Genomic DNA, 26,403 nt, shown 5'->3' with positions numbered 1-26,403 from the left:
CTATTCGGCCGGCGCGGCCAGCGCCGTATTCGGCTCCGCCAGCGCCACAGCCCCGTATTTGCCGTAGGCAAAGAACCCGGCCGCGACGACCGCATAGGCCATCGCCACCGGCAATCCGCTGCCGATCCCGACCGCCTCGCCATGCATGAAGCCGAAGAAGGTCAGCACCGCGCCGCTCAAGGCGAAGGCAGAGGCCTTGACGAATTCACGGTCGATCACGAACACGCCGATCGCGCCGAGGATAAGGCCGGTCAGGATCGAACCGCCGCCCATCACCTCGAGGCCGTGATACAGCACACCCTGCTGCGGCAATGAGGCAATCGCCGCGGCCTTGACCTCCACCACCTTGTCGGCGGCAAGACCCGCGGCCTGCGCCGCAGTCACGGTGGCGCCCAGCATCGTGTCGATCTGCAATTTCGCCCAGGCGGCGAGATGCGGCGTCAAAGCCAGCACGATCGCGGGCGCGTGCTTGACCGGCGTGGTCTGGAACGCCTGCGCGCCGATCAGCATGCCGATGTAGAGCAGGATCGGCGAGATCGCCACCACCGGCACCAGCGCCAGCAGCAGCGAGATGATACCGAACCACGACAGCACCACCACCATCAGCCCAGTCGCCGCGGAGTAACCGATCCGGCCGCCCATCGCCTTCCAGCCGGGATGGCCGATATAGACCGCGTTGATGAACGGGTTGCCCATCAAGCAGCCGATCAGGCTGACCACGCCGTCGGCAGTCAGCACGCGCGTGGTCGGATATTCGTCGCCGGCGGCCTCGGCGGATTCGACATTGTCCATCGCCTCGACCAGGTCATAGATGCCGAACGGAATCGCCGTCACCAGGATGATGCCGAGGAATTCAAAGCCAGAGAATACCTGGCCGAACGCCGGCAGCGGCACCGAGAAGCCGAAGCTCGCAAAGGCGTCTCCGACGCCCTTGACGCTGAGGCCGCCGAGCCCGAGGCCGAACAGATTCGAGCCCCACGCGATGATCATGCCGACCGCGATCGCAACCAGACCGGCGGGCACGCCCTTGAAATATTTCACACCGCCGAACCAGCTCGCCAGAATGATGGCGAAGCACACCAGCCCGATCTGCGGCGTCATGTACATTTCCAGCGCCGGCCGCATCGAGATGAAGGTCACCGAGACGCCGGCCAGCGTGCCGAGCAGCGCCGCGCGCGGCGTGATGCGTCGGATATAGGGCGCGATGAAGCCGCCGATCATCAGGATGAAGCTCTGGAAGAACACCCAGACCAGCCCGGCGGACCAGCCTTTCATCGGATCGCCGGTCTTCAGCGTGATCGGCAGCATGATCACGAAGGTGACGATGAACATGTGCGGCACGCTGACGCCGGACGGCAGCGCGCAGACGTCGCTGCGGCCGGTCTTCTGCGCCAGGCGATAGGCGAGGTACGCGTAGTAGAAGGTCGACAGGCACATCATCAGCCCGAGCGCCGGCAGGATCCGCCCGAACACCAAACTGTCGGGCATCTTCAGCACGAAGCGCAGCAGCCCGGTCAGCACCAGCATGTTGACCAGAATGTTGGTGCCGAAACCGAACAACGCGTTCCAGTCGCCCGGCGTCCATAGTGCAGGCTTGAAATCGGTAGGCGCGACAGTTGCCGTCTTGCTCGTGCTCATCGTGATGCTCCCGCTGCAACTCGGTTCGATCTATCCGGCGTCATTGCTTTCAGCACCGCGGCCGAGTCGGCGACCCAGCCGAAAATGCCGCCCTGGGCCTTGATCATGGCGAGGCCGGCCTGGTGAAATTCCGGGAAATAGGAGGCGCAGCCGTCGGCGATCACCACGCAGCGATAGCCGCGGTCGTTGCCCTCGCGCACCGTGGTGTTGACGCAGACCTCGGTGGTGACGCCGCACACCAGCAGATTCTCGATGCCGTATGTCTGCAGCACGTCGCCGAGTTCGGTGGCGTAGAACGCGCCCTTGCCGGGCTTGTCGATGACGATTTCGTCGTCCAGCGGATACAGCGCCGGGATGATGTCGTGGCCGGCCTCGCCGCGGATCAGGATGCGGCCCATCGGCCCGGGGTCGCCGATCCGCAGACTTGGCGCGCCGCGTTCGACCTTGGCCGGCGGCGCGTCGGAAAGGTCGGGCAGATGGCCTTCACGGGTGTGGATCACCAGCATGCCGCTGGCGCGCGCGGCTTTGAGCAGCGCGGCGATCGGCGGCACCGCGCCGGCGAGCTGCGATACGTCATTGCCCAGCGTTTCGCCGAAGCCGCCGGGCTCCATGAAGTCGCGCTGCATGTCGATGATCAAGAGCGCGGTGGCGGTCCAGTCGAGTTCGATCGGGGTCGGCTCAGCGGCGACAATGCCGCGGGACGTGGAGGTCGGGCTCGCCATCGCCATGCGTACTCCCCGAGCTGGAAACAACTCGCAGCTAGCAAAGCAAGGCGCATGCCATTGTGTACAACGCCGAAACGGGTCCGTTGAGGCGTCATTAGTCGAAATAAATCAAACGATTAGTTGTTTCTGAGGGATCGCCCGCGGGCTCGTCCCTGCGCCGCAGCGACGGGCACTTGCCCATTCAATGAGCGTGCTGGTTCGCTGAGTGCTCAGGAATTGCGATGGGTGAATTGCAGGGCGATCAAGCTGCCGACGATCATGCCGGCGCACAAGGCGGCGGTGGCGAACACCGCGGACCACAGCGAGAAATACAGCGCGATCGCCGCGAAGGTTTTCTCGGCGCTATCGCCGAACATCAGGAAGGAGGCGACGCAGGCGATCAGCAGCACGGTGGCGATCGCGATCCTGATCCACAGCGTGTCGCGCCGCGCGCGTGCGGCCAGATACCACGATCCCAGCGTGGAGATCGCGGCGATGCAGAGCCACAGAATGATCAGTCGGGACGCCATGATTCTAGCCTGATCCAAAATGCCTTGCCGATAAATTCGACCATCGGCCAAAGACAGCTCCCGGTGCGAACTCCCAGGCAGCACTATGCCTTGGCCGGGCGCAGCAGTCGACCGATGCTGCCGAACGCCTTGTCGAGCACCGGCCAGAACAGCAGCGCGATCGCCAGCGTGGTGATGGTGCCAACCAGACCGTTCGACCAGAACACCTTCATGCTGCCGCCGGAGCCGATCATCGACAGCCGGAAGGCATCCTCGGCGCGATTGCCGAGCACCAGCGCCAGCGTGAACGGCGCCAGCGGAATTCCGATCTTCTTGAACACATAGCCGACCACGCCGAAGCCGAGCATCAGCCAGATGTCGAACATCGCGTTCTGGATCGCATAGGCGCCGATCGCGCAACTCACCACGATCATCGGCGCCACCGCCGCAAACGGCACCCGCAGGATCGAGGCGAAGATCGGCACCGTGGTCAGCACCAGCACGAGGCCGACGACATTGCCGAGATACATCGAGGCGATCAGGCCCCAGACGAAATCCTTGTGTTCGACGAACAGCAGCGGTCCGGGATTAAGCCCCCACACCATCAGCCCGCCGAGCAGGATCGCCGCGGTGCCGGAGCCGGGAATGCCGAGCGCCAGCATCGGCAGCAGCGCGGCAGTGCCGGAGGCATGCGCCGCGGTCTCCGGCGCGAACACGCCCTCGATCCGGCCCTTGCCGAAGGTCTCGGGATTCTTCGAAAACCGCTTGGCCAGATTGTAGCCCATGAAGGACGCGGCAATTGCGCCGCCCGGCGTGATCCCGAGCCAGCAGCCGATGAACGACGAGCGCAGCAGCGTGGCCCAGTAGCGCGGCAGGTCCTTCCACACCTTCAGCACCACGCGCAGGCTGATCGCGGCGGCGTGGCCGCGCAGCGCCAGCCGCTCCTCCATCGTCAGCAGGATTTCGCTGATGCCGAACAGACCGATCACCGCGACCAGGAAGTTGATACCGCGCAGCAGTTCGTTGGAGCCAAAGGTCATGCGCAACGTGCCGGACACGGTATCCATGCCGACGCCGGCGAGCAGAAGCCCGAGCGACATCGAGATCACGGTCTTGTGCTTGGCCTCGCGGCCGAGCCCGACAAACGAGCAGAACGTCAGCAGATACACCGCGAAGAATTCAGGCGGTCCGAATTTCAACGCGAAGGACGAGATCATCGGCGCCAGGAACGTGATCAGCAGCACCGCGACCAGCGAGCCGATGAACGACGAGGTGAACGCCGCAGTCAGCGCCTCGGCGGCGCGGCCCTGCTGCGCCATCGGGTAGCCGTCGAAGGTGGTGGCGACCGACCACGCCTCACCGGGGATATTGAACAGGATCGAGGTGATGGCGCCGCCGAACAGCGCGCCCCAGTAAATGCAGGACAGCATCACGATCGCCGAGGTCGGGTCCATGGTGAAGGTGAGCGGCAGCAGGATCGCCACCCCGTTCGGCCCGCCGAGCCCCGGCAGCACGCCGACGAAGATGCCGAGCACCAGCCCGACCATCATCAGCGCGATGGTCTTCCAGGTCAGCAGCACGACGAAGCCGTGCATCAACAATCCGAAAGCTTCCATGAGGCTGTCCCGGTTAATGCAGAGATTTGCGCATGATCTGGTCCGAAAACCGGTTCCCATTTTTCGGGATCATGCGTTAGCGCCCGAACGCCGCTTCGAGCGGGCCCTTCGGCATGATGACGTCGAACGCGACGTCGAAGGTGACGAACATGATCGCGGTGAAGACGAAGGCGGTGAGCAGCGATTTCCACCACGCGATCTTGCCGACCAGCCGCATGAAGCCGGCGATCAGCAGGAAGCTCGCGACATATAGCCCGAGAAACTGCATGGCGAGACAGAACAGCAGCGTCGGCACGAACACCTGCATCACGCGGCGCAATTGTGCGCGGGTGACGAAGGTCTCGGAGGTTTCGCGGCGTGCAAGGAATGTGGTGACCAGTCCATACAGGCTGGCGCCGCCGAGAATGACCGAGAGATAGAACGGGAAATAGCCAGCCTGAGGGCCGGTGGAATCCCACGACGCGCCGGTGCGCCAGTTATCAATGCCGAGCATGACCGCGAGCGCCAGCAGCATCAGCGAGACCACGATTTCGACCGTATGGATATCGGTGACCGCTGGAGAATCCGGCTCCGGAGCGGTGGGATCGTCGACGATGATTTCGATATCGAATTCAGATTTCGACATATGGTCACGCTCGGTGGGAGTTCTTCACCTCTCCCCGCCTGCAGGGAGAGGTCGGCGCGAAGCGCCGGGTGAGGGGCGTCACGTCATCATCAGAGTCCGCGGCAAGCCCGCTCTCCCCGCCCGCGGGAAGAGGGAGAAGTCACTGCGCGACGAATCCCGCTTCGGTCATCAGCGACTTGTTCAGCGCGTCGTCTTCCTCGAGGAACTTCAGCATCTCGGGGCCGGTGAGATAGACCGGCTTCAGCGCCTGCTTTTCCATGTAGTCCTTGTATTCGGCGGTCTGCGTCACCTTCTTGAACAGATCGACATAGAAGTCCTTCTGCTCGGGCGTCACCTTGCCGGGCAGGAACATCGCCCGCAGCATCAGATACTGCACGTCGAGTCCCTCTTCCTTGCAGGTCGGAATGTCGTTCCAGGACTGCGTCTCGGTGACCTTGGTTGTGTAGGCGATCCGCTCCTTGTCGAACACACACAGCGCCCGGACCTGGCCGGCGCGCCAGACTTCGAGATTTTCCGACGGATTGTTGACATTGGATTCGGTGTGCTTGCCGACCAGCTGGGTCGCGGCCTCACCGCCGGATTTGTACGGCAGATAGGAGAATTTCGCGCCGGTGCGCTTCTCCATGAACACGGTGAGCACATGGTCTTCGCGCTTGGAGCCGGTGCCGCCCATCTTGAACGGTGAACCGGCGGTCTTCGCAGCCGCGATGAAATCCTTCACCGTCTTCGGACCCTCAATATTGTCCCACAGCACGAACTGGTCCATCGCCACCACCGACACCGGCGTCAGCTCACGCCAATTGAACGGAATCTTGGCCGACAGCGGCAGCATGTAGATCAGCGAATAGGCGATCAGCACCTTGTTGGGATCGCCCTCGCTGGACTTCATATAGATCAGCGCCTCGGCCCCGGAGGCGCCGCCCTTCAGCGACACTACAACCGGCTGCTTCATCAGATTGTTCTTCTGGATCGCGGCCTGCATCATCCGCGCCATCTGGTCGGAGGCGCCGCCGGCGCCGGCCGCGACCACGATCTCGACCGGCTTGGTCGGTTCCCAGGCGGCTGCGGGAAAGCTCGCCATCGCGGCCACAAGCGCGACCGCGGCTTTCGTTATCTTGCGCATCGTTTCGTCCCTGTCGTGTTCGCCGGGCAGTGCCAAGCTTCTTGTTGTCGTCATTGTGCGGGTTTTGCCCGCGAGTTCAAGCGCAAGGCTGAGCGTCAGGCGACCGCGCTGCGCGAGGCCGGGAGCGGCACCGCGCCGCGGCCCTTTAGCACCTCCATCGCGGCAAGCACGCCGCCGCTGCGATGCGGCACCTTGGCGAGATCGAGCCCCATCTCGACGCCGGCCAGGGTTCCCATCAGCATCAGGTCGTTGAAATGCCCGATATGGCCGATCCGGAACACCTTGCCCTTCAGCTTCGACAGGCCCGCGCCGAGCGACATGTCGAAATTCTCCAGCACCACCTTGCGCAGATGATCGGCGTCATGCCCCTCGGGCATCAAAGCTGCGGTGACGACGGCAGAGTGACCGTGCGGGTCGAGGCAGAGCAACTCGATGTCCCAGGCGCGGATCGCGGCGCGGGTCGCTGCCGCGTGTCGCTGATGCCGGGCGAACACGTTGTCGAGCCCCTCCTCGTGCAGCATCGCGATCGCTTCCTTCAAGCCGTAGAGCATGTTGGTCGCCGGCGTGTAGGGCCAGGAACCGGACTTGTTAGACGAAAGAATCTCGTTCCAGTCCCAATAGGAGCGCAGCGATGCATTCGCCTTCGACGCCGCCAGCGCCTTGTCTGAAATCGCGTTGAAGGCGAGTCCGGGCGGCAGCATCAGGCCCTTTTGCGACGCGGCGACGGTGACATCGACGCCCCAGCCGTCGTGTTGGTAGTCCATCGATCCCAGCGACGACACCGCATCGACCATCAGCAGCGCCGGATGCTGCGCGCGGTCGAGCGCGGCGCGCACCTCCGCAACGCTGCTGGTGATCCCGGTCGAGGTCTCGTTGTGTACAACCATCACGGCCCTGATGGCGTGGGCGCGATCCTCCGACAGCTTCGCTTCAATCTGTTGCGGGTCGATGCCGTGACGCCAATCGCCCGGAATGTAGTCGATCGCCAGCTTGAAGCGCTCGGCGATCAGCCGCCACTGCGCCGCGAAATGCCCGGTCTCGACCATCAATACGCGATCGCCGGGCGATAGCGTATTGACGATGGCGGCTTCCCAGCCGCCGGTTCCGGAGCCGGGATAGATGATCACAGGGCCGCTGCTGCGGAAAATGGTCTTGCAGCCCTCCATCACCTCGCGGCCGAGCGCGGCGAATTCCGGCCCGCGATGATCGATGGTCGGCATGTCCATCGCGCGCAGCACCCGCTCGGGCACGTTGGTGGGGCCCGGAATCTGCAGAAAATGTCGTCCGGTGTGCACGGTCATGGGTGGCGTCCTTCCCCGGGGGCATTGTTCTTGAGGCGCCCGCATAACAGTTTTTCGCAGCCTTGTCCCCGCATTGCTGACCGGCAGGGCGCCGTTCGAGCGTCTTGCAATGCCGAAATCCGGATGCAAGACAGATGGCACAGACGAGGCATCTGAATGGCAACCAGCACAACGGTAACGGTTCGGAACGCGGGCACGGACGACGCGCTCGCCGCGCGGCTTTCGCGCGAAACCTCGGGCGACGTGCTGTTCGACAGCTTCAGCCGCGGCCGCTACGCCACCGATGCCTCATTCTACCAGATCGTTCCCGCCGGCATCGTTGTGCCCCGCAGCATTGACGAGGCGCTGCGGGCGCTGGCGATCTGCCGCGAGGCCGGGCGGATCGTCACCCCGCGCGGCGGCGGCACCTCGCAATGCGGCCAGACTATCAATCACGGCATCGTCATCGACTTCTCGAAGCACTGCAACAAGCTGCTGTCGCTGGACGTCGAGAACCGGACCTGCGTGGTCGAGCCTGGCATCGTGCTCGACGACCTCAATCGTCAACTGAAGAAACACGGGTTGTGGTTTCCGGTCGATGTCTCCACCGCGTCGCGGGCGACGATCGGCGGCATGGCCGGCAACAATTCCTGCGGCGGCCGTTCGCTGCGCTACGGCACCATGCGCGACAACACGCTATCGATGCAGGCCGCCTTGGCCGATGGCGCGCTGCTGCAATTCGGCGAGGTGCCGCGCGACCTGTCGGATTCGGCCGAAGCCGGCCGCGCCTTGTTCGCCGACATGCTGGCGCTCGGCGCGCGCGAGGCGGCCGAGATTGCCGAGCGGTTTCCGAAAGTGCAGCGCCGGGTCGGCGGCTACAATCTCGACGCGCTGGTGCCGAGCAACCGGCCGAACAATCTGGCGCATCTGCTGGTCGGCAGCGAAGGCACGCTTGCGTTCACCACCCAGGTCGAACTCAAGCTGTGGCCGCTGATCCGCAACAAGGTGCTGGGCGTCTGCCATTTCGGCAGCTTCTACGAGGCGATGAACGCCGCGCAGCATCTGGTGAAGCTGAAGCCGATCGCGGTCGAACTGGTCGACCGCACCATGCTGGCGCTCGGCCGCGACATTGCGATGTTCAAGGGCATCATCGCCACCGCGGTACGCGGCGATCCCGACGCGGTGCTGATCGTCGAATTCGCCGAGGAGGACCAAGCCGAGAATGTTGCGCGTCTAAAGCAACTCGGCGAGATGATGGGCGATCTCGGCTTCGGCTGGGATCAGCCGCAACGCAAATGGGGCGGCGTGGTCGAGATTATCGAGCCGGCACTGCAGACCGGAATCGCCGAGTTCCGCGCCGCGGGCCTCAATGTGATGATGTCGATGAAGCAGGCCGGCAAGCCAGTATCGTTCGTCGAGGACTGCGCGGTGCCGCTGCCGCATCTGGCCGACTACACCGCGCGGCTCAACGCGATATTTGCGAAGCACGGCACCAGCGGGACCATGTATGCGCACGCCTCGGAAGGCTGCCTGCATGTCCGTCCCGTGCTCAATCTGAAGCTGGAGAAGGACGTCAAGGCGATGCGCGCCATCGCCGAGGAAACCTTCGCGATGGTGCGCGAATACAAGGGTTCACATTCCGGCGAACACGGCGACGGCATCGTGCGCTCGGAATTCCATACATCGATGTTCGGCGAGCGCATCGTCGCCGATTTCGCTGAAGTCAAGCAGCGCTTCGATCCGGACAATTTGCTCAATCCCGGCAAGATCGTCGACGCGCCGCGGATGGATGATCGCTCGCTGTTCCGCTATCCGCCCGACTATCAGGTCGGCGAGTTGAAGACCGTCTTCGACTGGACCGCCTATCCAGGCGCCGGCGACGGTTTCCAGGGCGCGGTGGAGATGTGCAACAACAACGGCGCCTGCCGCAAGCTGGAGGGCGGCGTGATGTGCCCGTCCTATCGCGCCACCCGCGACGAGAAGGACGTCACGCGAGGCCGCGCCAATGCGTTGCGGCTGGCGATCTCGGGACAACTCGGGCCGGACGCGCTGACCTCCGACGAGATGATGCAAACGTTGAAACTCTGCGTCTCCTGCAAGGCCTGCCGGCATGAATGCCCGACCGGCGTCGACATGGCGAAGATGAAGATCGAGGTGCTGGCGGCGCGCTTGGCGAAACACGGCCTCGCGCTGCGCGACGCCCTGTTCGGCTATCTGCCGCGCTATGCCGCGCTGGCGGCGCGGGTGGCGCCGTTGATCAATTTGCACGAGCGCAGTTTCGTGGTCAGGGCGCTGTTTCAGCGCTACGTCGGCATCAGCGCCAGGCGCAATCTGCCGCGCTGGCGCAGCGATGTCTTCCGCGCCCCTTCCGACGCAGTAGGCCCCGCGAATGGCCGCGAGGTGGTGTTGTTCGCCGACACCTTCAACCGCGCCTTCGAGCGCGAAAACGTCGACGCAGCGATACAAGTGCTGATCGCGTGCGGCTATCGCGTGCATCTGCCGAAACCGCCGGATGGTGGAAGGCCGCTGTGCTGCGGGCGGACGTTCCTGTCGACCGGCTTGGTCGATCAGGCCCGCGCCGAACTCGACCGGCTGGTCGCGGCCTACGCGCCGTTCGCCGCGCGCGGCGTGCCGATCGTGGGACTGGAGCCGAGCTGCCTGCTGACGCTGCGCGACGAATTACCGTCGCTACGCAGCGACGACGCCGCCAAGGCCGTCAGCGCGCAGGCGCTGCTGTTCGAGGAATTTCTGGCGCGCGAGGCGGAAGCCGGCCGGCTGCAACTGCCGCTTCATGCCATCGCGCCGAAGGCGCTGCTGCACGGCCACTGCCACCAGAAATCGTTCGGCGCGTTCAAGCCGGTTGAGCAGGTGCTGCGGTTGATCCCGAATCTCGAAGTCGAGACCGTGGAGTCGAGCTGCTGCGGCATGGCGGGCTCGTTCGGCTACGGCGCCGAGACTTATGACGTCTCGATGCAGATGGCCGAGGCGTCGCTGCTGCCGGCGGTGCGGCGCGCCGATGCCGCGACGCTGATCGTCGCCGACGGCACCTCGTGCCGACATCAGATCAGGGACGGCGCCGACCGCGGCGCGCTGCACGTCGCCCGCGTGCTGGCGATGAGCCTCGACGCCGCAACGCTTTCCGCTTTACCGCCGGCTCACAAGGACAACAACAATGGCTGATCTTTCGCTCGACACCGCCCGCACCATCCTCGACGCCGCGCTCGCCAAATCGGGCGAGCTCAAGCTGAAGCCGCTGGTGATCACGGTGCTGGATGCGCGCGGCTGCGTCAAAGCCAGCGCGGCACAGGACGGCACCAGCCTGATGCGCGGCGAGATCGCCCACGGCAAGGCCTGGGGCGCGCTGGCGCTCGGCATGGGATCGCGCGCGATCTTCCAGCGCGCGCAGGAGCAGCCGTATTTCGTCGATGCGGTCAACACCATGGCGCGGGGCGCGCTGGTGCCGGTGCCGGGCGGCGTGCTGATTCACGACCAGGCGGGGGCACTGCTCGGCGCGATTGGAATCAGCGGCGACACCTCCGACAATGACGAGGCTTGCGCCCTGGCGGGAATCGAAGCCGCGGGGCTGAAAGCCAACGCAGGATAACGTCGCCGCCCGGACCCACGTCTGGATCTCTCGAGATTCAGCCCGGAATTCGCCGGAACCGTTCCGGCCGGCGCCCGTCGGGTTGCCCCGAGTTCCCGAAACGGAACCAGAAATACCCGTATTTCAATGGGTTATTTAACTCGCCTTTCAAGACTTCGGCCTATCGATAATCCGATGAAAATCATCCGAGCATTCCTCGCGGACGAAACTGGCGCAACGGCCATCGAGTATGGCCTGATCGCCGCGGGCATCTCGCTTGCGATCATCACCGCGGTCAACGGACTTGGCACCAACTTGAAAACCAAGTTCACGAGCATCAACTCATCGATCAAGTGACAATCGCGGCGGCTGTGCTGCGAGATCAATGCAGCCGCGGCGCCTTGAGGAATTTCGCCCGGTCGGACGAATGCAGCACCACATCGAAGGTCGCGCCGCCGCTGAGCAGCGTCAGCGGCACTTCGACTCCGGCCGGCCCCAGCGCCCAGATCTTGCGGTAGAAATCCGCCGCGCTGTTCACCGGCTCGCCGCGCACGGCCAGTACGACATCCCCGGGCTTGAGTTCGGCACGCGCCGCCGGACCCTTGGGCGCGATGCCGACCACCACGATTCTGTCATCGATTTCCGACGAATACATCCCGAGCCAAGGCCGCGCCGGCTTGTTGACGCGACCGAATTTGCGCAGATCGTCGAGCACCGGCTTCAGCAGATCGATCGGCACCATCATGTTGAGATGCTCGTTGTTGCCACCGCGCTCGCGCTCGATCTGAAGCGAGCCGATCCCGATCAGTTCGCCGCGGGACGAGATCAGTCCGGTGCCGCCCCAATTGGGATGCGAGGGCTGGGTGAAGATCGCGTCATCCAGCAGATATTCCCAATAGCCGGCGAATTCCTGCCGCGCAGCGACCCGGGCCGCGACCGAGCGGGCGCGTCCGCCGACGCCGCCGACTACGACCCTGTCTCCGACCTCGGTGGCGCCGGACACTCCAAGCGGCAACGACGGCAGATCGAGCCGGCCGAACGCCTGCACCAGACCGAAGCCGCTGTCCTGGTCGAAGCCCAGCGCGTGACCTTCGACGACGCGGCGATCGCCGAGATGCAGCCAGACCATTTCGGCCTCGGTGATCAGATAGCCGATGGTCAGCACCAGATCGTCGTCGATCAGGACGCCGTTGCCGGCGCGTTCGACGCCCAGGGTGTTGGCGGTAAAGGCATCGGCAGGAACGATCGAATGAAGCCCGACAACGGCGGACAACGTCCGGTTGAGATCGAAGTCGTAATCCGCAGCGCGCGGCCGCACCGCGGCCGGCACACTCCATTCGGGCAAAGAAGGCATGGGCTTCTCCTGTTCGACCCGAACGACCGCCGCAGACCGGCGGAATCCGCGGCATCAAAGGACCGGCCTGCTGCCGGATCGGCGAAGCAAGCCGCGGCCTTTGGGAATTATGGAGACTGGGCCGGCTTTTGCAAGCCGGCCACGGCCCGCCGCAGCCATGCAAACCCGACCGCCGCCGGTCCCATGCGGCGGACAGAGCCGGCTCCGCGACTCGCGATAAAGTCGATGTTAATCTCAATTCAATAGACTGCGGCAGGTCGTTCGGTCGGCGGCCCGCACACCTATCGGCGCATGCCTGCTAGCGCCGCCTTGCGGCCAACAGATTGTTCCAGATCGGCGACGCCAGGTTGAACCGATGACTGATTTTGCCCTCGCGTCCCAGGCCGAGCGTCCGGCGGCGTCGATCCCCGGACTGAAGGCCGTGCAGCTCGGCCTGCTCTGGCTGCTCGGCGCCAGCGGCGCGATCGTCTTCATCGAGCCGAGCCCGTATGAATTCGCCATCGTGCTGTCGATGATCGTGTTCTTCGCCAGCGGCCTGCGAATGTCGCCGCCGCTGCTGGTCCCGATCGGGCTGCTCGCCGGCATCGGCATCGGCTATTCGATCGGCGCCATCGAACTCCTGGAAGACACCGAGATTCTGTATTGGGTGCTGACATCCTGGTACATGGCGATTGCCGCCATCTTCTATTCGCTGCTCTGCCTCGAAGACAGCGGCGACCGCGTCGAGGCGATCGCGCGCGGCTATCTGTTCGGTGCGATCATCGCCTCGCTGGCCGCGATCGCCGGCTATTTCAACCTGATTCCAGGCGGCGAGGATCTGCTGACCTATGCCGGCCGTGCCCGCGGCACCTTCAAGGATCCGAACGTGCTCGGCGCCTTTCTGGTGTTTCCTGCGCTTTACGCCTTGCAGAAAGTCCTCGAGGGATCGTTCTGGAGCGCATTGCGTAACGGCCTGGCACTGGGGATCCTCAGCCTGGCGATCTTCTTGGCTTTTTCTCGCGCCGCCTGGGGCACCTTCGCCGGGTCGACGCTGCTGATGTTGGCGCTGACGTTCATCACCGCGTCGTCGCAGCAGAAGCGTGCCCGTATCGTGATCCTCGCGGTCGTCGCGCTGGCATTGGCGGTAGCGGCCATCGCCATTCTGCTGTCGTTCGATCAGGTCTCGTCGCTGTTCAAGGAACGCGCGAGTTTCAATCAGCCCTACGACAGCGGCCGGTTCGGGCGGTTCGGCCGTCATATCCTCGGCGCCGGGATGGCGCTCGACTATCCGACCGGAATCGGCCCGCTGCAATTCCGGCGTTTCTTCCCGGAAGACACCCACAACTCCTTCCTGAACGCCTTCATGTCCGGCGGCTGGATCAGCGGAATCCTGTACCCCGCGCTGGTCTTCACCACGGCGATCTTTGGACTTCGCCAGGTGTTCGTGCGAACACCCTGGCAGCGCACCTACATCGCCATCGTCTCGACCTTGATCGTGACGCTGCTGGAGAGCTTCATCATCGATACCGACCATTGGCGTCATTACTTCATGCTGCTAGGATTGACCTGGGGCCTCGCGGTCGCAACCAGCGCGTACCGCAGCCAGAGCCTCGCCGGCTCGAGCGATTCGCAAGCGAGTGGTTCGCGGTAAGCTCCGCAACGAACGCAGGTTGAAGCCGGCCATGAGCCAACAGCGACATATTCTCGTCACCGGCGGCGCCGGTTATATCGGCAGTCACATGACGCTCGCATTGCTGGCCGCGGGCGAGCGGCCGCTGGTGATCGACGATCTGTCGGCCGGGCTGCGTTCCGCGGTGCCGGCCGAGGTGCCGTTCTTCCTGGGCGATTTCGGTAACGCCGATTTCGTCGGCGAGATCATGGATCGCTACCCGGTTGAGGCCGTGATCCATTTTGCCGCCAGCGTGGTGGTGCCGGACTCGGTCGCCAACCCGCTGGCCTATTACGCCAACAACACCGTCAACGCCCGTACGCTGATCGAATGCGTGGTTCGCCACGCCATTCCCCATTTCGTGTTCTCATCGACCGCCGCGGTCTATGGCGAGCCGGAGGTGACGCCGGTCGTCGAGGATCAGGCGACCGATCCGATCAATCCCTACGGGCGTTCCAAGTTGATGGTGGAATGGATGCTCGCGGACGTCGCCAAGGCTCATCCGCTCAGCTACGCGGCGTTACGCTATTTCAACGTCGCCGGCGCCGATCCGCAAGGCAGGGCCGGTCAATCCTCGCCCAATGCGACGCACCTGATCAAGATTGCGGTGCAGGCCGCGCTCGGCAAACGCGCCGGAATGGAGGTCTACGGCACCGACTATCCGACCGCGGACGGCTCGTGCATTCGTGACTACGTCCATGTCAGCGATCTGGCGCAGGCGCATCTCGACGCGCTGAACTATCTGCGAGGGGGCGGACCGAGCCTGACCTGCAATCTCGGCGACGCGACCGGCTACTCCGTCCTCGAAGTGATCGACGTGGTGAAGCGGGTGTCCGGCGTCGATTTCGATGTCCGCCTCAAACCGCGCCGCGCCGGCGATCCCGCGACGCTGGTGGCGTCCAACCAGCGCGCCCGGACAATGCTGGGCTGGACGCCGCGCTATGGCGATCTCGAAACCATCGTTCGCCATGCACTGGCCTGGGAGCGCGGACTTTAGGCGCCGCAGCCGTCATATCGGGCAACTAATCGGTTTCCTTCGATCCGTTTCGCGGCGATCATTCACGTCTGCGCGATGTGCGGCGGCGCCGGCCACCAAATCGACAGATGCACCCGACTTTCGCGAAGCGACTTCACGGACCGATAATCTCTTGATCCGTAGGGTCGCGCTGCATTCGTTCGATCTTCAACAGCTCGAATCGCAATGCCTTCGAGAGCAATTTTTCCGCGCTAACGAGACGTAGACGGATTAACTATGAAGAATGGTTAAAGTCGAAGAGACTCGTAGCAGGTCGCAGGACTGATAATATTCCGATTGACACGCTTCACGTTGCGCGTTCAATCATCTGGAGCGATCGTTGTTATCATGAACCCGAAGCCCGTCGCAGTGGTGGCCGGACAGCAGATCAACGTTCGCAACTTCGACGATCTGCAGCGTCTAGTGACGGGCCGCGTTAACCAAGACGCCGGGTTCACACTGGCGACGCTCAACCTCGATCATCTGGTGAAGCAGCGCCGCGACAAGATTTTTCTTGCCGCCTATCAACGAATGACCTTCGTCACCGCCGACGGAATGCCGATCGTGATGCTCGGGCGGCAAATGACGCCCGACCTTCAGCGGGTTGCCGGCGCCGACATCGTGCTTCCGATATGCGAGGTCGCCGAGCGAAACGGCGTCGGCGTATTCATGTTCGGATCGGACAGCGCCTCGCTGCATGGCGCCGCGCAACGCCTGCAGGCCAGGTATCCGAAACTGATCGTCAGCGGCATCGAGGCGCCGCCGCAGGGCTTCGACTACGCGTCGGCCGAGGCGCTGGAATCCGCGGCCCGTATCGCGGCCTCCGGAGCGCGGCTGTGCTTTGTCTGCCTCGGCGCCCCCAAACAGGAAATGTTCGCCGACCGGATGGCCGCGATCTATCCGCACGTCGGCTTTCTCTGCGTCGGCGCCGCGCTGGACTTCGTCGCTAATACACAGACCCGGGCGCCGAACATGATGCAGCGGTTCGGCCTGGAATGGATCTGGCGATTGGTCAGCCATCCGCGCCGGATGGCGTGGCGCTACGCGTTGTGCGCGGTGCTGCTGATCCAGATTCTCCTGGGGCGACTTACGACGCAGCGGTCCGCGATTCCCGAGCGTGACGCCTAGCCGGCAGGCCACGCCGTGACCAGTAACTCGGATTTAAGTCGAAGACTTTATTGCTTCGGGCGATCGGCAGTCGCGCCCCAAAGGTAGCCATGAACGAGCCCCTCGGCATTGCCATCATCGGTTGCGGCTATGTTGCGGATTCCTACCGCTATTGCCTGCCGTTTCACGGCGACCGGCTGCGCCTGGTCGGGGTGTTCGACCGCGACCCGCAACGCCTCGATGCCTTCGTGGCCTGTTGGGGCGATACCCGCTACGCTTCGCTGCAACAGGCGCTGGACGATCCCGCGGTCCGGATCGTCGTCAATCTGACCTGTCCGGAGAGCCACGCCGACGTTACCCGCGCAGCGATCTCCGCCGGCAAGAACGTATATTCCGAAAAGCCGCTGGCGTTGACCATGCGGCAGGCCGCGGAACTGCGCGACGCCGCCCGCGCCGCCGACGTCCGGCTGTCTTCGGCGCCCTGCAACGTGCTCGGCGAAAGCGCGCAGACCGCATGGTCGGCGCTGCGAGCGGGACGGATCGGAAAGGTGCGGCTGGCCTACGCCGAGCTTGATGACGGCATGATCCATCGCGCCAATTATCAGAGCTGGGTCAGCAGGAGCGGCCGGGTCTGGCCGGCGCGCGGCGAGTTCGAGACCGGCTGTACCTTCGAGCACGCCGGCTATGCGCTGACGATCCTGGGCGCGATGTTCGGCCCGGTGCGGCGCGTCACCGCCTTTGCGTCGGTCCAGGTAGCCGACAAGAAGGTCAGCCCGCCGCTGCATGCGGCGACGCCGGACTTCTCCGTGGGCCTGCTCGAATTCGACGATGGCGTGGTGGCCCGGCTGACCAATTCGGTGGTCGCGCCCTATGACCACCGGATGCGTATCGTCGGCGACGACGGCCACCTCGAAATCACCGAACTGTGGGACTACGCCAGCCCCGTCGTGCTGCGTCGCGCAGCGCAAGGCCGGATCTCGCGACTGATCGAACGACGGCTGCCGTGGCTCGCCGGACGACGGCTCCCGCTGGTGCGCCCGCCGCTGTTTGCCGGCGGGCGGGGCCGTCCCACGATGGATTTCATGCGCGGAGTGTCCGAACTCGCCGATGCGCTCGCAACCGGACGCAACAGCCGGCTCGACGAGGATTTCGCGGTTCACATCACCGAGGTCACCGAAATTCTGCAATTTCCCGGACGCTTCGCCTCCCCGGCGATCGTTCAATCATCGTTCTCACCAATCGCGAAAATGGACTGGGCACCATGATCAGCGCAGGCAAGCCTGCTGTTAACGGCCAGGACGAGGCGAGCATCCTGACCTGCTCGTTTCGCGGCGATTTCGACCTCTGCGCGATGCTGTGCGCGAGCGTTGATCGGTTCGTGCCGGACAATGTGCAGCATCGGATTTACGTCCCGGCCTCCGACCTGGCGCTGTTTGCGCCCCTCGCCAACGCCCGGCGCCAGATCATCGCCGAGGAAACTCTGCTGCCGAAATGGTTCTGGAAGGTGCCGCTGCCGGCGGCGCGCTGGCGCAGGCTGTTGTTGTTGCCGCGGCGAAATATCTACGTCACCCCATTCAGCATGCCGGTGCGGGGATGGATCGCGCAGCAGATCATGAAGGTCGCCGGGGCGGCGGATTCGCCGACCGAAATCGTCATGCATGTCGACAGCGACGCGGTTTTCGTGCGGCCGTTTTCGCTGGAGACCCTGTATCAGGACGGCGCCGGCGTTCGGCTGTTTCGCCGCCCGCATGTCGATGCCGAGGGGCACCGTTGCTGGCATCTGTCCGCCAGCACCTTGCTGGGCCTGCCGCCGGATCCGTTCCACGACGGCGACTACATCGATTCCCTCGTCGTCTGGCGGCGTTCCGTGGTGCACCGGATGATCGGCCGCATTGAAGAGATCGGCGGGCGCGATTGGCGCGTCGTGCTGGCGCGCACTCAGCACTTCTCGGAATATCTGCTGTACGGCGTGTTCGCCGAACGGGTGCTGGGTCTCGCCGACGCCAGGCTGGCGATCGCGCCGGTGTCGCTGTGTCACACCCGCTGGAGCGACGAATTCGCCGGCGCCGAGGACGAAACGGAATTCGTCACCTCGCTCGATCCGCGGATGATCGCCGGCTGCGTGCAGTCGACGATCGCGCTGCCGCTGCCGCAACTACGGAATTTGTACGATCGCCTGGTCGCCTTCGCGGCGTCGCAGGATCGGGCCGCGCCGGAGGACGATCGCAGCGTGGTGCAAATCGCCGAGCGGCGCGAAAGCCTGGCGTCGCGATAGGCACTGGAGATCAGTTGCGGTCGCGACGATACAACGGATAGATCCCGCCGAACGACAGCTTGCCGAGAATGCCGGCCCAGCGATAACCGTAGTCGTCGAGACTGCGGCCCCCGCGGATCAAGACCTTTGGCAATTGCAGCAGCAGCAGGATGCCCTGCGCCGCCGCCTTCCATCGCACGATCCAGCGCGTCAGTTGCTGGTTGTCGCTGTTGCGCGCGATCGCCGCGGCGAACGCCTGGCCGCCGGCATAGAACCGTCGTCGCAGATAGCGGCCCTCGCAGCGCGCCCCCGGAACAAATTCGCGCACCGTGGCGGCGGGCAGCCAGCCGAAGCTGCGGCCGCGCCGTTGCAGCCGGCAGAACAGATCGTAGTCCTCGCCGCCGCCGACGCCGAACGAGGCGTCGAACGGAACCTCGTCGGTCAAGGTGGTGGCGCGGCGAAAAATCGAGTTGCAGGTGGCGAGCGAGATCGCCGCGAGCTTGTCGGGGCCGAAGGCATACAGCCTGTGCCCGTCGGCGCGATCGAGCTCACGGGAAAACAGCTGCTTGACGGCGTCGCTCGGCAGATCGGGATTCTCGAAATTGGCGACGACCCGACCGAACAGCACGTCGTGAGCGGTGATTCGCAGCGCCCGGCCGACGGCTTCGAGCCAGCCAGCTTCGCACAATTCGTCATCGTCGACAAAGGCCACGAACGGCTCGTCGGTCGCGCCGATCCCGACATTGCGGGCCACCGATATATTGGCCGGATGCGCCTCCAGCCATCGCATCGGCAGCCGGTTCGACGCCGCGGCCGCCGCCACGACCGCGGCGGCGGAGCCGTCGTCGCTGTTGTCGACGACGTAGACAGTCGGCCGCAGATCGTCCGGCACCGTTTGTCGACCGAGGCTGTCGAGCGTCTCTCGCAGCAGCTCCGGTCGGTGGTAGGTGCAGATGATCACCGCCAGGCCGATGCCGTCACGCCGGCGTGAGCTGGTTGCATCGTCAAGTTCGGCTAGCTGCATTTCAACGGCCCAGAGTTAACGGAATGCCGGCTCTGGCAGGCCGACGTCGAAGCGGCGCTAAAGCAATGAGAGATTTTGGCAGCTCCATCAGGCGGCCGCCGGGGAGCAATTGTTAACGATATTCATATTCCTCCGCACGACCCGTTCGTCTTTAGCGACCGCCGCACACCAGTTGAACCTATTATCGTGCCAAATCGTTTTCATCGTATGATTGTTGCGCCAAATTGTTCGGTGCAACAGGCGCAGCATCTATGTTCCGCCGAGAATTGCCTGCCGTCGACTTTGACGCGCAACCGGAGTGCCTCATGGACGTGGTTTCCGTCGTGATCCCCACGCTCAATCGTGCCGTGCCGCTGCGCCGCGCGATCGAAAGTCTCGGACGGCAGGTCGGGCTGACCGGCACCGACGTCGACATCCTCGTGGTCGACAATTCCGCGGACGGCAACGCGCAGGCTGCGGTGGCGGAAATCGCTGCGCAGATCCGCTTTCCGGTTCGCTACCTGCACGAGCCGCATCCCGGCGTTTCCAGCGCGCGCAATGCCGGCGTGCGCGCCGCTCGGGGACGCTGGGTGGCGTTTCTTGACGACGACGAGGAGGCCGCTGACGGCTGGCTCGCCGCGCTGGTGGAAACGGCGCGGCGGACCGGCGCCGACGCGGTGTTCGGCCCGGTCGTCGCCAACGGCGAAGGCGCCGCCGGCATCGCCGGATTTGCCTGCTATTTTTCGCGACAGATCGATTGTCCCGACGGCGCCGATATCACCGGCCGCGTCGCCTATCTCGGCACCAACAATTCGATGTTCGACCGGCTGCGGTGTTTGAACGACGCTGCGCCGTTCGAGCTGTCGCTGAACAGCGTTGGCGGCGAGGACAGCCTGCTGCTGAAGCGTCTCACACTCGCCGGCCGGCGGTTATTTTGGGCCGCCAACGCCAGCGTGATCGAGTGGGTGCCGGAGAGCCGACTGAACTGGGGCTATATCCGCAAGCGCAAATTCCTCAGCGGCCAGATTCGCGTGTTCGTGCTCGGCATGTTGCGGCCGGTCCATCGGCTGGAGATCGTCGGCTGGATGGCGATCGGTCTGGTTCAGGTCGGCCTCGGCGGTCTCGCCATGCTGGCATTGTCGCCGTTCGACGCGCGGCTGCGTGCGCGCGCGTCGGTGGTGTTATCCGCCGGACTTGGCAAAGTGCTGTGGATGCCGCGGTTCCGCCCGGCATTATATGGGTCAGGGTTGGTCTCTTGACGGCAGCTGCCGACGGATTGAGCAGGCGGTCGGTTGTCGCCGGCCTGGCATCGGTCGGATGCGCGATCGCTGCCAACCCGGGCCTTGCACGGACGTCCACGGCTATCGTGATCGACGACCGCCAGCACGGTCGCGCGATTAGTCCCCTGATTTGTGGATCCAACGAAATCGGCACCATGGACGGCGGCGCGCCGTCCGGCGATCTCGATCGCATCGCCGGACAACTATAGCGGCGCCGAATCGCTAACTGCCGGCCGGGCCCTGGCGGACGCGCTCGGGCGGTTCGGCAGTCACGGGGTTCGACTGGCGACGCATTGGGGCAGTCTGACCGGGTTTCTATCGGAGGCTTACCGGCTGTATCGCGAGCCGGACGAAGCCAATGAGAGATTCGGCGATTTCAGTCTGTCGGTGGAGCATCCAATTCCCGGCCTCGCGGTCTATGCCGCCCGCGCGCGACAGGGCGACCGGCTGCAGATCGTCGTCATCAACAAGACCGCCGACACCATCGATACCGAGCTCAGCTTCCGCTCGGCGCGCAAGTTCCGGCTGGCCGACTTGCTCGGCTTCGACGCCGAGCACCGTCATACGATGTCGCTCGACATTCGGCTTAGCGACGGCGACGATGCCCTGGTGGTCAACCTGCCGCCCTGGTCGGCACGCCGCTATGCCTTTGCGGGGTTGTGACGCAACGCTTCGTCACCGGGCCGGAAACGTCCGGCGCAGCCCGTCCTGAAGTCCGATCCCGGCCTTAAATCCGAGCAGCGCCTCGGCATTATCGACGGCGTAGCTCGCTCGCAGCGCAAACAGCCGCAGCTCGCCCGGGGTCGGCGCAAGCGCGGCGCATCGTCCACCGGGCAGTCCGGCCTTACGCCAAGCCTTGGCAACAATCGCCGCGGCCATTCTGAACGCAAGCTCGCCGCGCGAGAATTGGCGCAGCGCGGGTTGACCGTCCGCCGCGGCGAGCGCCTGGAAATACGCGTTCCAGGATGGCGTCTCGGGGCCGACCGCGTTGACAACGTTCACCGCGGGCAGTGGCGGCGACGCCTGCGCCAGACGCGCGCAGGCCTTCACGATGATCGCGGCGACGTCGTCGACGTGGATCAGCGCCGCCGCTCCCTCGCCGGACGGCCCAAAACTGCCCCAGGCGCCGCAGCGAATCCGTTCGAGCATCTTGTCGATCCATAACAAGCTGTTGGCGCCGTATACTATCCCGGGTCGCAGAATGATCGCGCGCCGGGTCGCCGGCTGCTGCTCGACCCAGTGCCGAATCGAATCCTCGCATTGCCGCTTGGCCAGGCCGTAACTGCCGGGGTCGCCTTGCAGCGGCGCATCCTCGCGAACGATTCCATCGGCTTCGCCGTAGACCGCGATCGAGCTGAGGAATACCAGGTTCGAGGTGCCGGCGGCCGACATCGCGTCGAGCAGCCTGCGGCATTGGTCGTGCATCGCCGTGACCGAGCGATAGGCGGTGTGAACGACAACGCTCGAACTGGTCACCGCAGCGCTGAGTTCATCGAGGTTGTCCAGATCGCACCGGCACTCCCGTACGTTCGGCGCCATCCGGGTCGATGGCCCGGCCTGCCTGACGCCGGCGCGAACCACCGCGAACTCGCGGGCCAGTAGGCCGGGCAGGCTGGAGCCGATGAAACCGGTCGCACCGGTGATCAGAACGCAGCTCTCGTCCTCGCCGGACATCCGCGCTATTTCAACTGTTGTTGGCGCGGCGCGCCGGCCACACCGCAATCATCCGGACCAGATCACTGCGGGCGAAGGCGAACAGCAGCACCGCATAGGTCGCCACCCCGAAAATCACCAGCACCGCAAGCGTCAACGAGCGATCCAATATAGGTGGTACCACGCCCAGCAAGCCAACCAGCCCCCCCATGACGATGGCTAGGCCCCAGGCCGGCGCCAGCGCCAGGAACCTATCGCGGCAGGACCATCCGAAATTACGCGGCGATACGCCGATCGCAATCGCGGCCTGCAAGACGTCGCCGGCAATTCGCGACAATCCGACACTGATTGGGCCAAGGCTGACGGTGCAGACCAGCACCGCCAGAGTGCCGGCAAACGCAACGCAATTGGCCACGAGGCTGAATTCGGGCCGGGCCGTTGCCGAAAATGCCGAATAGATCAGCTGCGACGGCACCGCGATGGCACTGCCGATACCAAGGCAAACCGCGATCTTCACGGATTCGTCCCATCCCGGACCAGACACCAGCGGAAGCAAGGTCGGCATCACCGCGGCCAACCCGACGAAGATCGGTACGATCGCCAACGAGGCCAGCGAGACCAACTCCGATGTGCGCCTCAGCAACCGCGAACGGTCGTTCTGAACCGCCGCGAACCAGGAAAACGCCAAATTGTGACTGGTTGCTCCGATCGCGCCGCGAATCGGTTCGATCAGCCGCATCGCGACGTTGACATATCCAAGCGTGGTGAGACCGTAAAATGCCCCCACCAGATTGTTGAAAGCGACGTAGGTCATGCTGTCGAACAGCCGATCGAGCAGCGTCACCGTGCCGTAGCGGCCCATGCCAGACAGATTCTTCAGCGACAATTGCGGCAGGATGATTATGTCGATGCGCCATTGCAGCACCGCCGCGCGGATGATCACCACCAGCAGCCGCTGCGCGATCAGGGCCCACAGGCCGAAGCCGGTCATCGCCATCACCACTGATATCGGAATGCCGATGAGGTGGCCGAACAGCGTCGCCGCCGAGACGTCACTGAAGCGACGCAGCCGCCGCGCCAGCCCGGTCATGACGTCGGAATGCCCCGAGAAGAATACCGAGCACATCGCGACCGGCAACAGTGTGGTGATCTGGGGCTCGTGATAGAGCCGCGCCAGCAACCATCCCGCCGGAATCGAGGCGGCGACGAGGACCAGCCCGATCAGCCAGCTCCCGGTCAGCGCCGCACGCAGATGCGGTCGCCGCAGTACGCTGCGCTGCGCCAGCGCCTCCTCGAACGGCGCACCGACCATCACCGAACCGAGCGCCACCACGGTGAGCACCAGAGCCGCGATTCCGAAGTCGCGTGGCGTGAGCAGTCGCGAGCAGACGGCGGTGCTGGCCGTCAACAGCGCAAGGCGGCCAACAGTGTCCGTCCCGGCCCAGCCAAGCCATCCTAGAACACGCCTGCGCAAATTCTGTTTCCCTTCGATGCAAGAAAACGAAGAGATATTACATCTCCCGCAAGGACGGTTGCAGAACAACAGACCGCAAATCCGTCAGCAACGTTTAACCAAAATTAACGCTAACCGGCCCGAACGATTTTCCCACGAGTCATCCGATCTGCGATCGTGTCAGTCGCCGCATCGCCGGCGCCGGCAACGATCGTTCGCAAGACCTTGTTCGCCGGCACGTCGAGCCAGCTGACAAGGTCGGCATGGCTCGGTTGCGCCGGATCGTCGGCGGCCGATACCAGCACGATGCGGTCGGCCACCCCGGCCAGGCCGCGCGCCTGTTCGCGGCTTGCGATCACCGGACCGTCGAACACGATAAAATCGAAATCCTCGGCCGTCTTCGATATTGCGGGCGGATCGCCGCGCAGCGCCAGGCGCAGGCAGATGTCCTGCTCGTTCTTCAGAATCGGCGCGACACTCAGCGTGTGAGACCCGGCGTCGATCCGATAAATCGGCCGGAGAATTCCCGCCAGCTTGAACAACCGCACCGGCGCATTCCGTGGCACCACGGCGGCCAGCGTCGGATTGACCGGGTCGGCCTCCGCCAACAGTGCGCGGCGACCGGAACTGGCCGCGATCCAGGCCAGTTCGGCGGCGACCGCCGACTTGCCGCTGCCAGAACGAGCGGCGACGACCAGCACTGAGATCGATTTCGTCTGGCGCGGGTCGCCCGAGCCGGATGCAAGGCAGGTTCGGTACAGTGCCTTGACGGTGGCAGTCGGATCCGCATCCGATCGGCCGCGTTTTTCCCGCACCGGTTCGACCTGCGGGGGCGACGCGTCGGGTCGTCGCGCGCTGCCGGGGTTCGATTCCGGCGCCGGAATTCGAACGATGGCGTGCTCGCCGGCAACGCCGCGTTGAAAGATCGTCAGAAACACGATCGCCGCGATCGAAATCGCCGCCCCCGCCAGTCCGCCGAGCAATCCCCACAGCAGCAATCGCTTGAGGCTGCCCTGCGCGCTGGGCGCCCGCGCGGGCGAGACGATGCGCACGCTGGTGCCATCGATGCGGCCGAACTCGCTGGTCTCACGTGCTTTGGTCTCGAACGATTCGAGGATCTTGCGATGGCCCTCGACGTCGGCCTGCAGCGTTCGCAGGCCGACTTCGGCCTGCCGCGCCTTGGACAGGTCGGCCGACAAGGTCGAAACCTTGCGCGACAGGTAGGCGACTTCCGACTGCGTCTGATCGAGCTGCGATTGTGTAGCCTTGCGGACGCCGCTGAGCACGGCGGTAATGCTCTTGTCGATTTCCTTCAGCCGGCTGCGTGCATTCTGCAATGCCGGGTGCTGCTCGCCGAGCGAGCCTGACAACTGCTCCATCTCGCTGCGCGCGGTGGCCTGGCTGTTCAGCAGCAACGCAAGGCTGCGCGATTCCGGATCGGTTCCCAGCTCGCCGATCGCGCTCATCAGCGGCTGCGACGATGCGAGTTCGTTGTACTTGCCACGCAGCTTGGCTTCGCGGCTCTCCGCCAGGGTGAGAGCCGTGGTGGTCTCGCTGAGCCGCTGTTCGAGCACCAGCTTGTCGCGCACGCCGACCAACCCGTTGGTCACCCGAAAGGCTTCGACCTTGTCTTCCGCCTCGCGCAGATTCTGCCGCAGGCTTTGCAGCCGGCCGGTCAATTCGGTCGTCACGCGCTTCATCGAAGCGCTGCGGTCGATCTGATCCTCGGCAATGTAGGCATCGACCACCGCGTTGGCCAACGCCGCCGCGCCTTGCGGCGACGCGGCGTCGACGGTGACATCGACGATGAAGCTGCGTTCGGCGCGCTCCACCTTGATCGACCGCTGCAGCTTGGTCAAAGCCTTGGTCTCGGCCAGTTCGCCTGAGTCGCCGGGCAAGGACGGCGCGCCGTCGGCCGGCGGCTGGGATCGATCGTCTGCAGCGGGCTGCCCGCGCAAGACCCGCAACAGCACCCGCTCCGACTTGATCACGCCCATCTGGCTCTCGACGAAATTGATCGCCGTATTGGCGTCGAGCTGGCCGGAATCATTCGAGAAGATTCGCAAACCACGCGGGTCGATCAGGACCTGCACGGTGGCCTTGTAACTGGCGGGGATCACGAGCCGCGCGGCAATTCCGGCCAATGCCGACAGCACGGTGACGATGGCGATCAGCGCGATGAACCGCTTCACCTGGCTCGTCGCGGCGGCCAGCGCGACCGTCCAGGGGTCCGCGCCGGAGCGGTTTGCACTCCCGGTTTCCGCGTCTGCCGATGTGGTCGGTTGAACTGACATTGCCGTCCCGAATACTGCCTGTTGCTGCAATTGCGCGGGCAATCGGCAGCAACCCGAGCAGACAAAGCTGCTGTCAGTGGCGAGACCGCCGGCAATCCGCAAGGTTCGCCCGCGGAGTCGCACCTCGACCGCCCCCGACCATGAACCAATATGGTTAATGGTCGATTGCCAATGGCGCCGCCGTCACTGCCTCCCGCCCGCCTGCGTCGCGGGTTGCACGGCATAGTTCGGCTCCCCCCCGCCGCCGATTGCGGCCGTCCGGGC

General features: G+C 64.7%; 22 protein-coding genes. 10 read left to right on the top strand and 12 right to left on the bottom strand.

Going from position 1 to position 26,403, the window contains the following annotated elements; all coding sequences use genetic code 11:
- The 7 genes from HXX15_RS14175 to HXX15_RS14145 form a co-directional block, all read right to left on the bottom strand.
- Positions 1-1,638, bottom strand: a complete 1,638-nt coding sequence (locus HXX15_RS14175) for a regulator (protein ID WP_296516701.1) — start codon at positions 1,636-1,638, stop codon at positions 1-3.
- Entirely contained in the window at positions 1,635-2,360 is a 726-nt protein-coding gene (locus HXX15_RS14170) for an isochorismatase family cysteine hydrolase (RefSeq protein WP_296516953.1), read from the bottom strand. Before HXX15_RS14170 ends, HXX15_RS14175 begins: the two co-directional genes overlap by 4 nt.
- 212 nt (positions 2,361-2,572) lie before the next feature.
- A complete protein-coding gene (locus tag HXX15_RS14165; RefSeq protein ID WP_296516700.1) occupies positions 2,573-2,872 on the bottom strand; it encodes a hypothetical protein in 300 nt (99 codons plus the stop codon).
- Positions 2,873-2,955: 83 nt separating this feature from the next.
- A complete protein-coding gene (locus tag HXX15_RS14160; RefSeq protein WP_296516699.1) occupies positions 2,956-4,467 on the bottom strand; it encodes a tripartite tricarboxylate transporter permease in 1,512 nt (503 codons plus the stop codon).
- A gap of 76 nt (positions 4,468-4,543) precedes the next feature.
- Complete coding sequence (locus tag HXX15_RS14155; protein WP_296516698.1) at positions 4,544-5,092, bottom strand: tripartite tricarboxylate transporter TctB family protein; 549 nt, start codon at positions 5,090-5,092, stop codon at positions 4,544-4,546.
- A gap of 139 nt (positions 5,093-5,231) precedes the next feature.
- On the bottom strand, positions 5,232-6,215 hold the full coding sequence (locus HXX15_RS14150; RefSeq protein WP_296516697.1) for a tripartite tricarboxylate transporter substrate-binding protein: 984 nt from the start codon (positions 6,213-6,215) through the stop codon (positions 5,232-5,234).
- A gap of 95 nt (positions 6,216-6,310) precedes the next feature.
- Positions 6,311-7,516, bottom strand: coding sequence for an aminotransferase class V-fold PLP-dependent enzyme (locus tag HXX15_RS14145; protein WP_296516696.1), 1,206 nt, complete (start codon positions 7,514-7,516; stop codon positions 6,311-6,313).
- A 156-nt stretch (positions 7,517-7,672) separates the two neighbouring features.
- Between HXX15_RS14145 and HXX15_RS14140 the strand changes: the two genes are divergently transcribed.
- The 3 genes from HXX15_RS14140 to HXX15_RS14130 all read left to right on the top strand — a co-directional run bounded on the left by HXX15_RS14140 (position 7,673) and on the right by HXX15_RS14130 (position 11,435).
- On the top strand, positions 7,673-10,675 hold the full coding sequence (locus HXX15_RS14140; RefSeq protein WP_296516695.1) for an FAD-binding and (Fe-S)-binding domain-containing protein: 3,003 nt from the start codon (positions 7,673-7,675) through the stop codon (positions 10,673-10,675).
- The gene (locus tag HXX15_RS14135) at positions 10,668-11,099 is read left to right on the top strand and encodes a heme-binding protein (protein WP_296516694.1); all 432 of its coding nucleotides are present in this window, start codon (positions 10,668-10,670) and stop codon (positions 11,097-11,099) included. The genes HXX15_RS14140 and HXX15_RS14135 overlap by 8 nt, the downstream gene beginning before the upstream one ends.
- A 174-nt stretch (positions 11,100-11,273) precedes the next feature.
- Positions 11,274-11,435 carry a Flp family type IVb pilin gene (locus HXX15_RS14130; RefSeq protein ID WP_296516693.1) on the top strand — a complete coding sequence of 54 codons (162 nt, stop codon included), beginning with the start codon at positions 11,274-11,276 and terminating at the stop codon, positions 11,433-11,435.
- Positions 11,436-11,460: 25 nt separating this feature from the next.
- Here HXX15_RS14130 and HXX15_RS14125 read toward each other — a convergent pair whose 3' ends face one another.
- On the bottom strand, positions 11,461-12,432 hold the full coding sequence (locus HXX15_RS14125) for a S1C family serine protease (RefSeq protein WP_296516692.1): 972 nt from the start codon (positions 12,430-12,432) through the stop codon (positions 11,461-11,463).
- A 355-nt stretch (positions 12,433-12,787) separates the two neighbouring features.
- Between HXX15_RS14125 and HXX15_RS14120 the strand changes: the two genes are divergently transcribed.
- From HXX15_RS14120 to HXX15_RS14100, 5 genes are all read left to right on the top strand, one after another.
- The gene (locus HXX15_RS14120) at positions 12,788-14,062 is read left to right on the top strand and encodes an O-antigen ligase domain-containing protein (RefSeq protein ID WP_296516691.1); all 1,275 of its coding nucleotides are present in this window, start codon (positions 12,788-12,790) and stop codon (positions 14,060-14,062) included.
- A 31-nt stretch (positions 14,063-14,093) separates the two neighbouring features.
- On the top strand, positions 14,094-15,077 hold the full coding sequence (gene galE, locus HXX15_RS14115; protein WP_296516690.1) for a UDP-glucose 4-epimerase GalE: 984 nt from the start codon (positions 14,094-14,096) through the stop codon (positions 15,075-15,077).
- A 366-nt stretch (positions 15,078-15,443) separates the two neighbouring features.
- Positions 15,444-16,223 carry a WecB/TagA/CpsF family glycosyltransferase gene (locus tag HXX15_RS14110; protein ID WP_296516689.1) on the top strand — a complete coding sequence of 260 codons (780 nt, stop codon included), beginning with the start codon at positions 15,444-15,446 and terminating at the stop codon, positions 16,221-16,223.
- Between the two features lie 89 nt (positions 16,224-16,312).
- A complete protein-coding gene (locus HXX15_RS14105; RefSeq protein WP_296516688.1) occupies positions 16,313-17,467 on the top strand; it encodes a Gfo/Idh/MocA family oxidoreductase in 1,155 nt (384 codons plus the stop codon).
- Positions 17,464-18,477: a DUF6492 family protein gene (locus tag HXX15_RS14100; RefSeq protein WP_296516687.1), complete on the top strand. Its 1,014-nt coding sequence runs from the start codon at positions 17,464-17,466 to the stop codon at positions 18,475-18,477. The genes HXX15_RS14105 and HXX15_RS14100 overlap by 4 nt, the downstream gene beginning before the upstream one ends.
- Positions 18,478-18,487: 10 nt before the next feature.
- On the opposite strand, the gene HXX15_RS14095 is transcribed toward HXX15_RS14100, so the two are convergent.
- Positions 18,488-19,480 carry a glycosyltransferase family 2 protein gene (locus tag HXX15_RS14095; RefSeq protein ID WP_296516686.1) on the bottom strand — a complete coding sequence of 331 codons (993 nt, stop codon included), beginning with the start codon at positions 19,478-19,480 and terminating at the stop codon, positions 18,488-18,490.
- Positions 19,481-19,785: 305 nt separating this feature from the next.
- On the opposite strand from HXX15_RS14095, the gene HXX15_RS14090 reads away from it, so the two are divergent.
- Entirely contained in the window at positions 19,786-20,718 is a 933-nt protein-coding gene (locus HXX15_RS14090) for a glycosyltransferase (RefSeq protein ID WP_296516685.1), read from the top strand.
- A 153-nt stretch (positions 20,719-20,871) separates the two neighbouring features.
- The gene (locus HXX15_RS14085; RefSeq protein ID WP_296516684.1) at positions 20,872-21,402 is read left to right on the top strand and encodes a hypothetical protein; all 531 of its coding nucleotides are present in this window, start codon (positions 20,872-20,874) and stop codon (positions 21,400-21,402) included.
- Positions 21,403-21,414: 12 nt separating this feature from the next.
- On the opposite strand, the gene HXX15_RS14080 is transcribed toward HXX15_RS14085, so the two are convergent.
- The 3 genes from HXX15_RS14080 to HXX15_RS14070 form a co-directional block, all read right to left on the bottom strand.
- Complete coding sequence (locus HXX15_RS14080; protein ID WP_296516683.1) at positions 21,415-22,413, bottom strand: NAD(P)-dependent oxidoreductase; 999 nt, start codon at positions 22,411-22,413, stop codon at positions 21,415-21,417.
- A gap of 10 nt (positions 22,414-22,423) precedes the next feature.
- Complete coding sequence (locus tag HXX15_RS14075; protein ID WP_296516682.1) at positions 22,424-23,800, bottom strand: oligosaccharide flippase family protein; 1,377 nt, start codon at positions 23,798-23,800, stop codon at positions 22,424-22,426.
- Positions 23,801-23,976: 176 nt separating this feature from the next.
- Complete coding sequence (locus HXX15_RS14070; protein ID WP_296516681.1) at positions 23,977-26,139, bottom strand: exopolysaccharide transport family protein; 2,163 nt, start codon at positions 26,137-26,139, stop codon at positions 23,977-23,979.
- Between the last annotated feature and the right edge of the window lie 264 nt (positions 26,140-26,403).

This window comes from Rhodopseudomonas sp., assembly GCF_013377015.1.
GTDB lineage: Bacteria > Pseudomonadota > Alphaproteobacteria > Rhizobiales > Xanthobacteraceae > JARJEH01.
The sequence above is the reverse complement of the archived record's forward strand: the minus strand, read 5'-3'. Positions and strand labels throughout refer to the sequence as shown.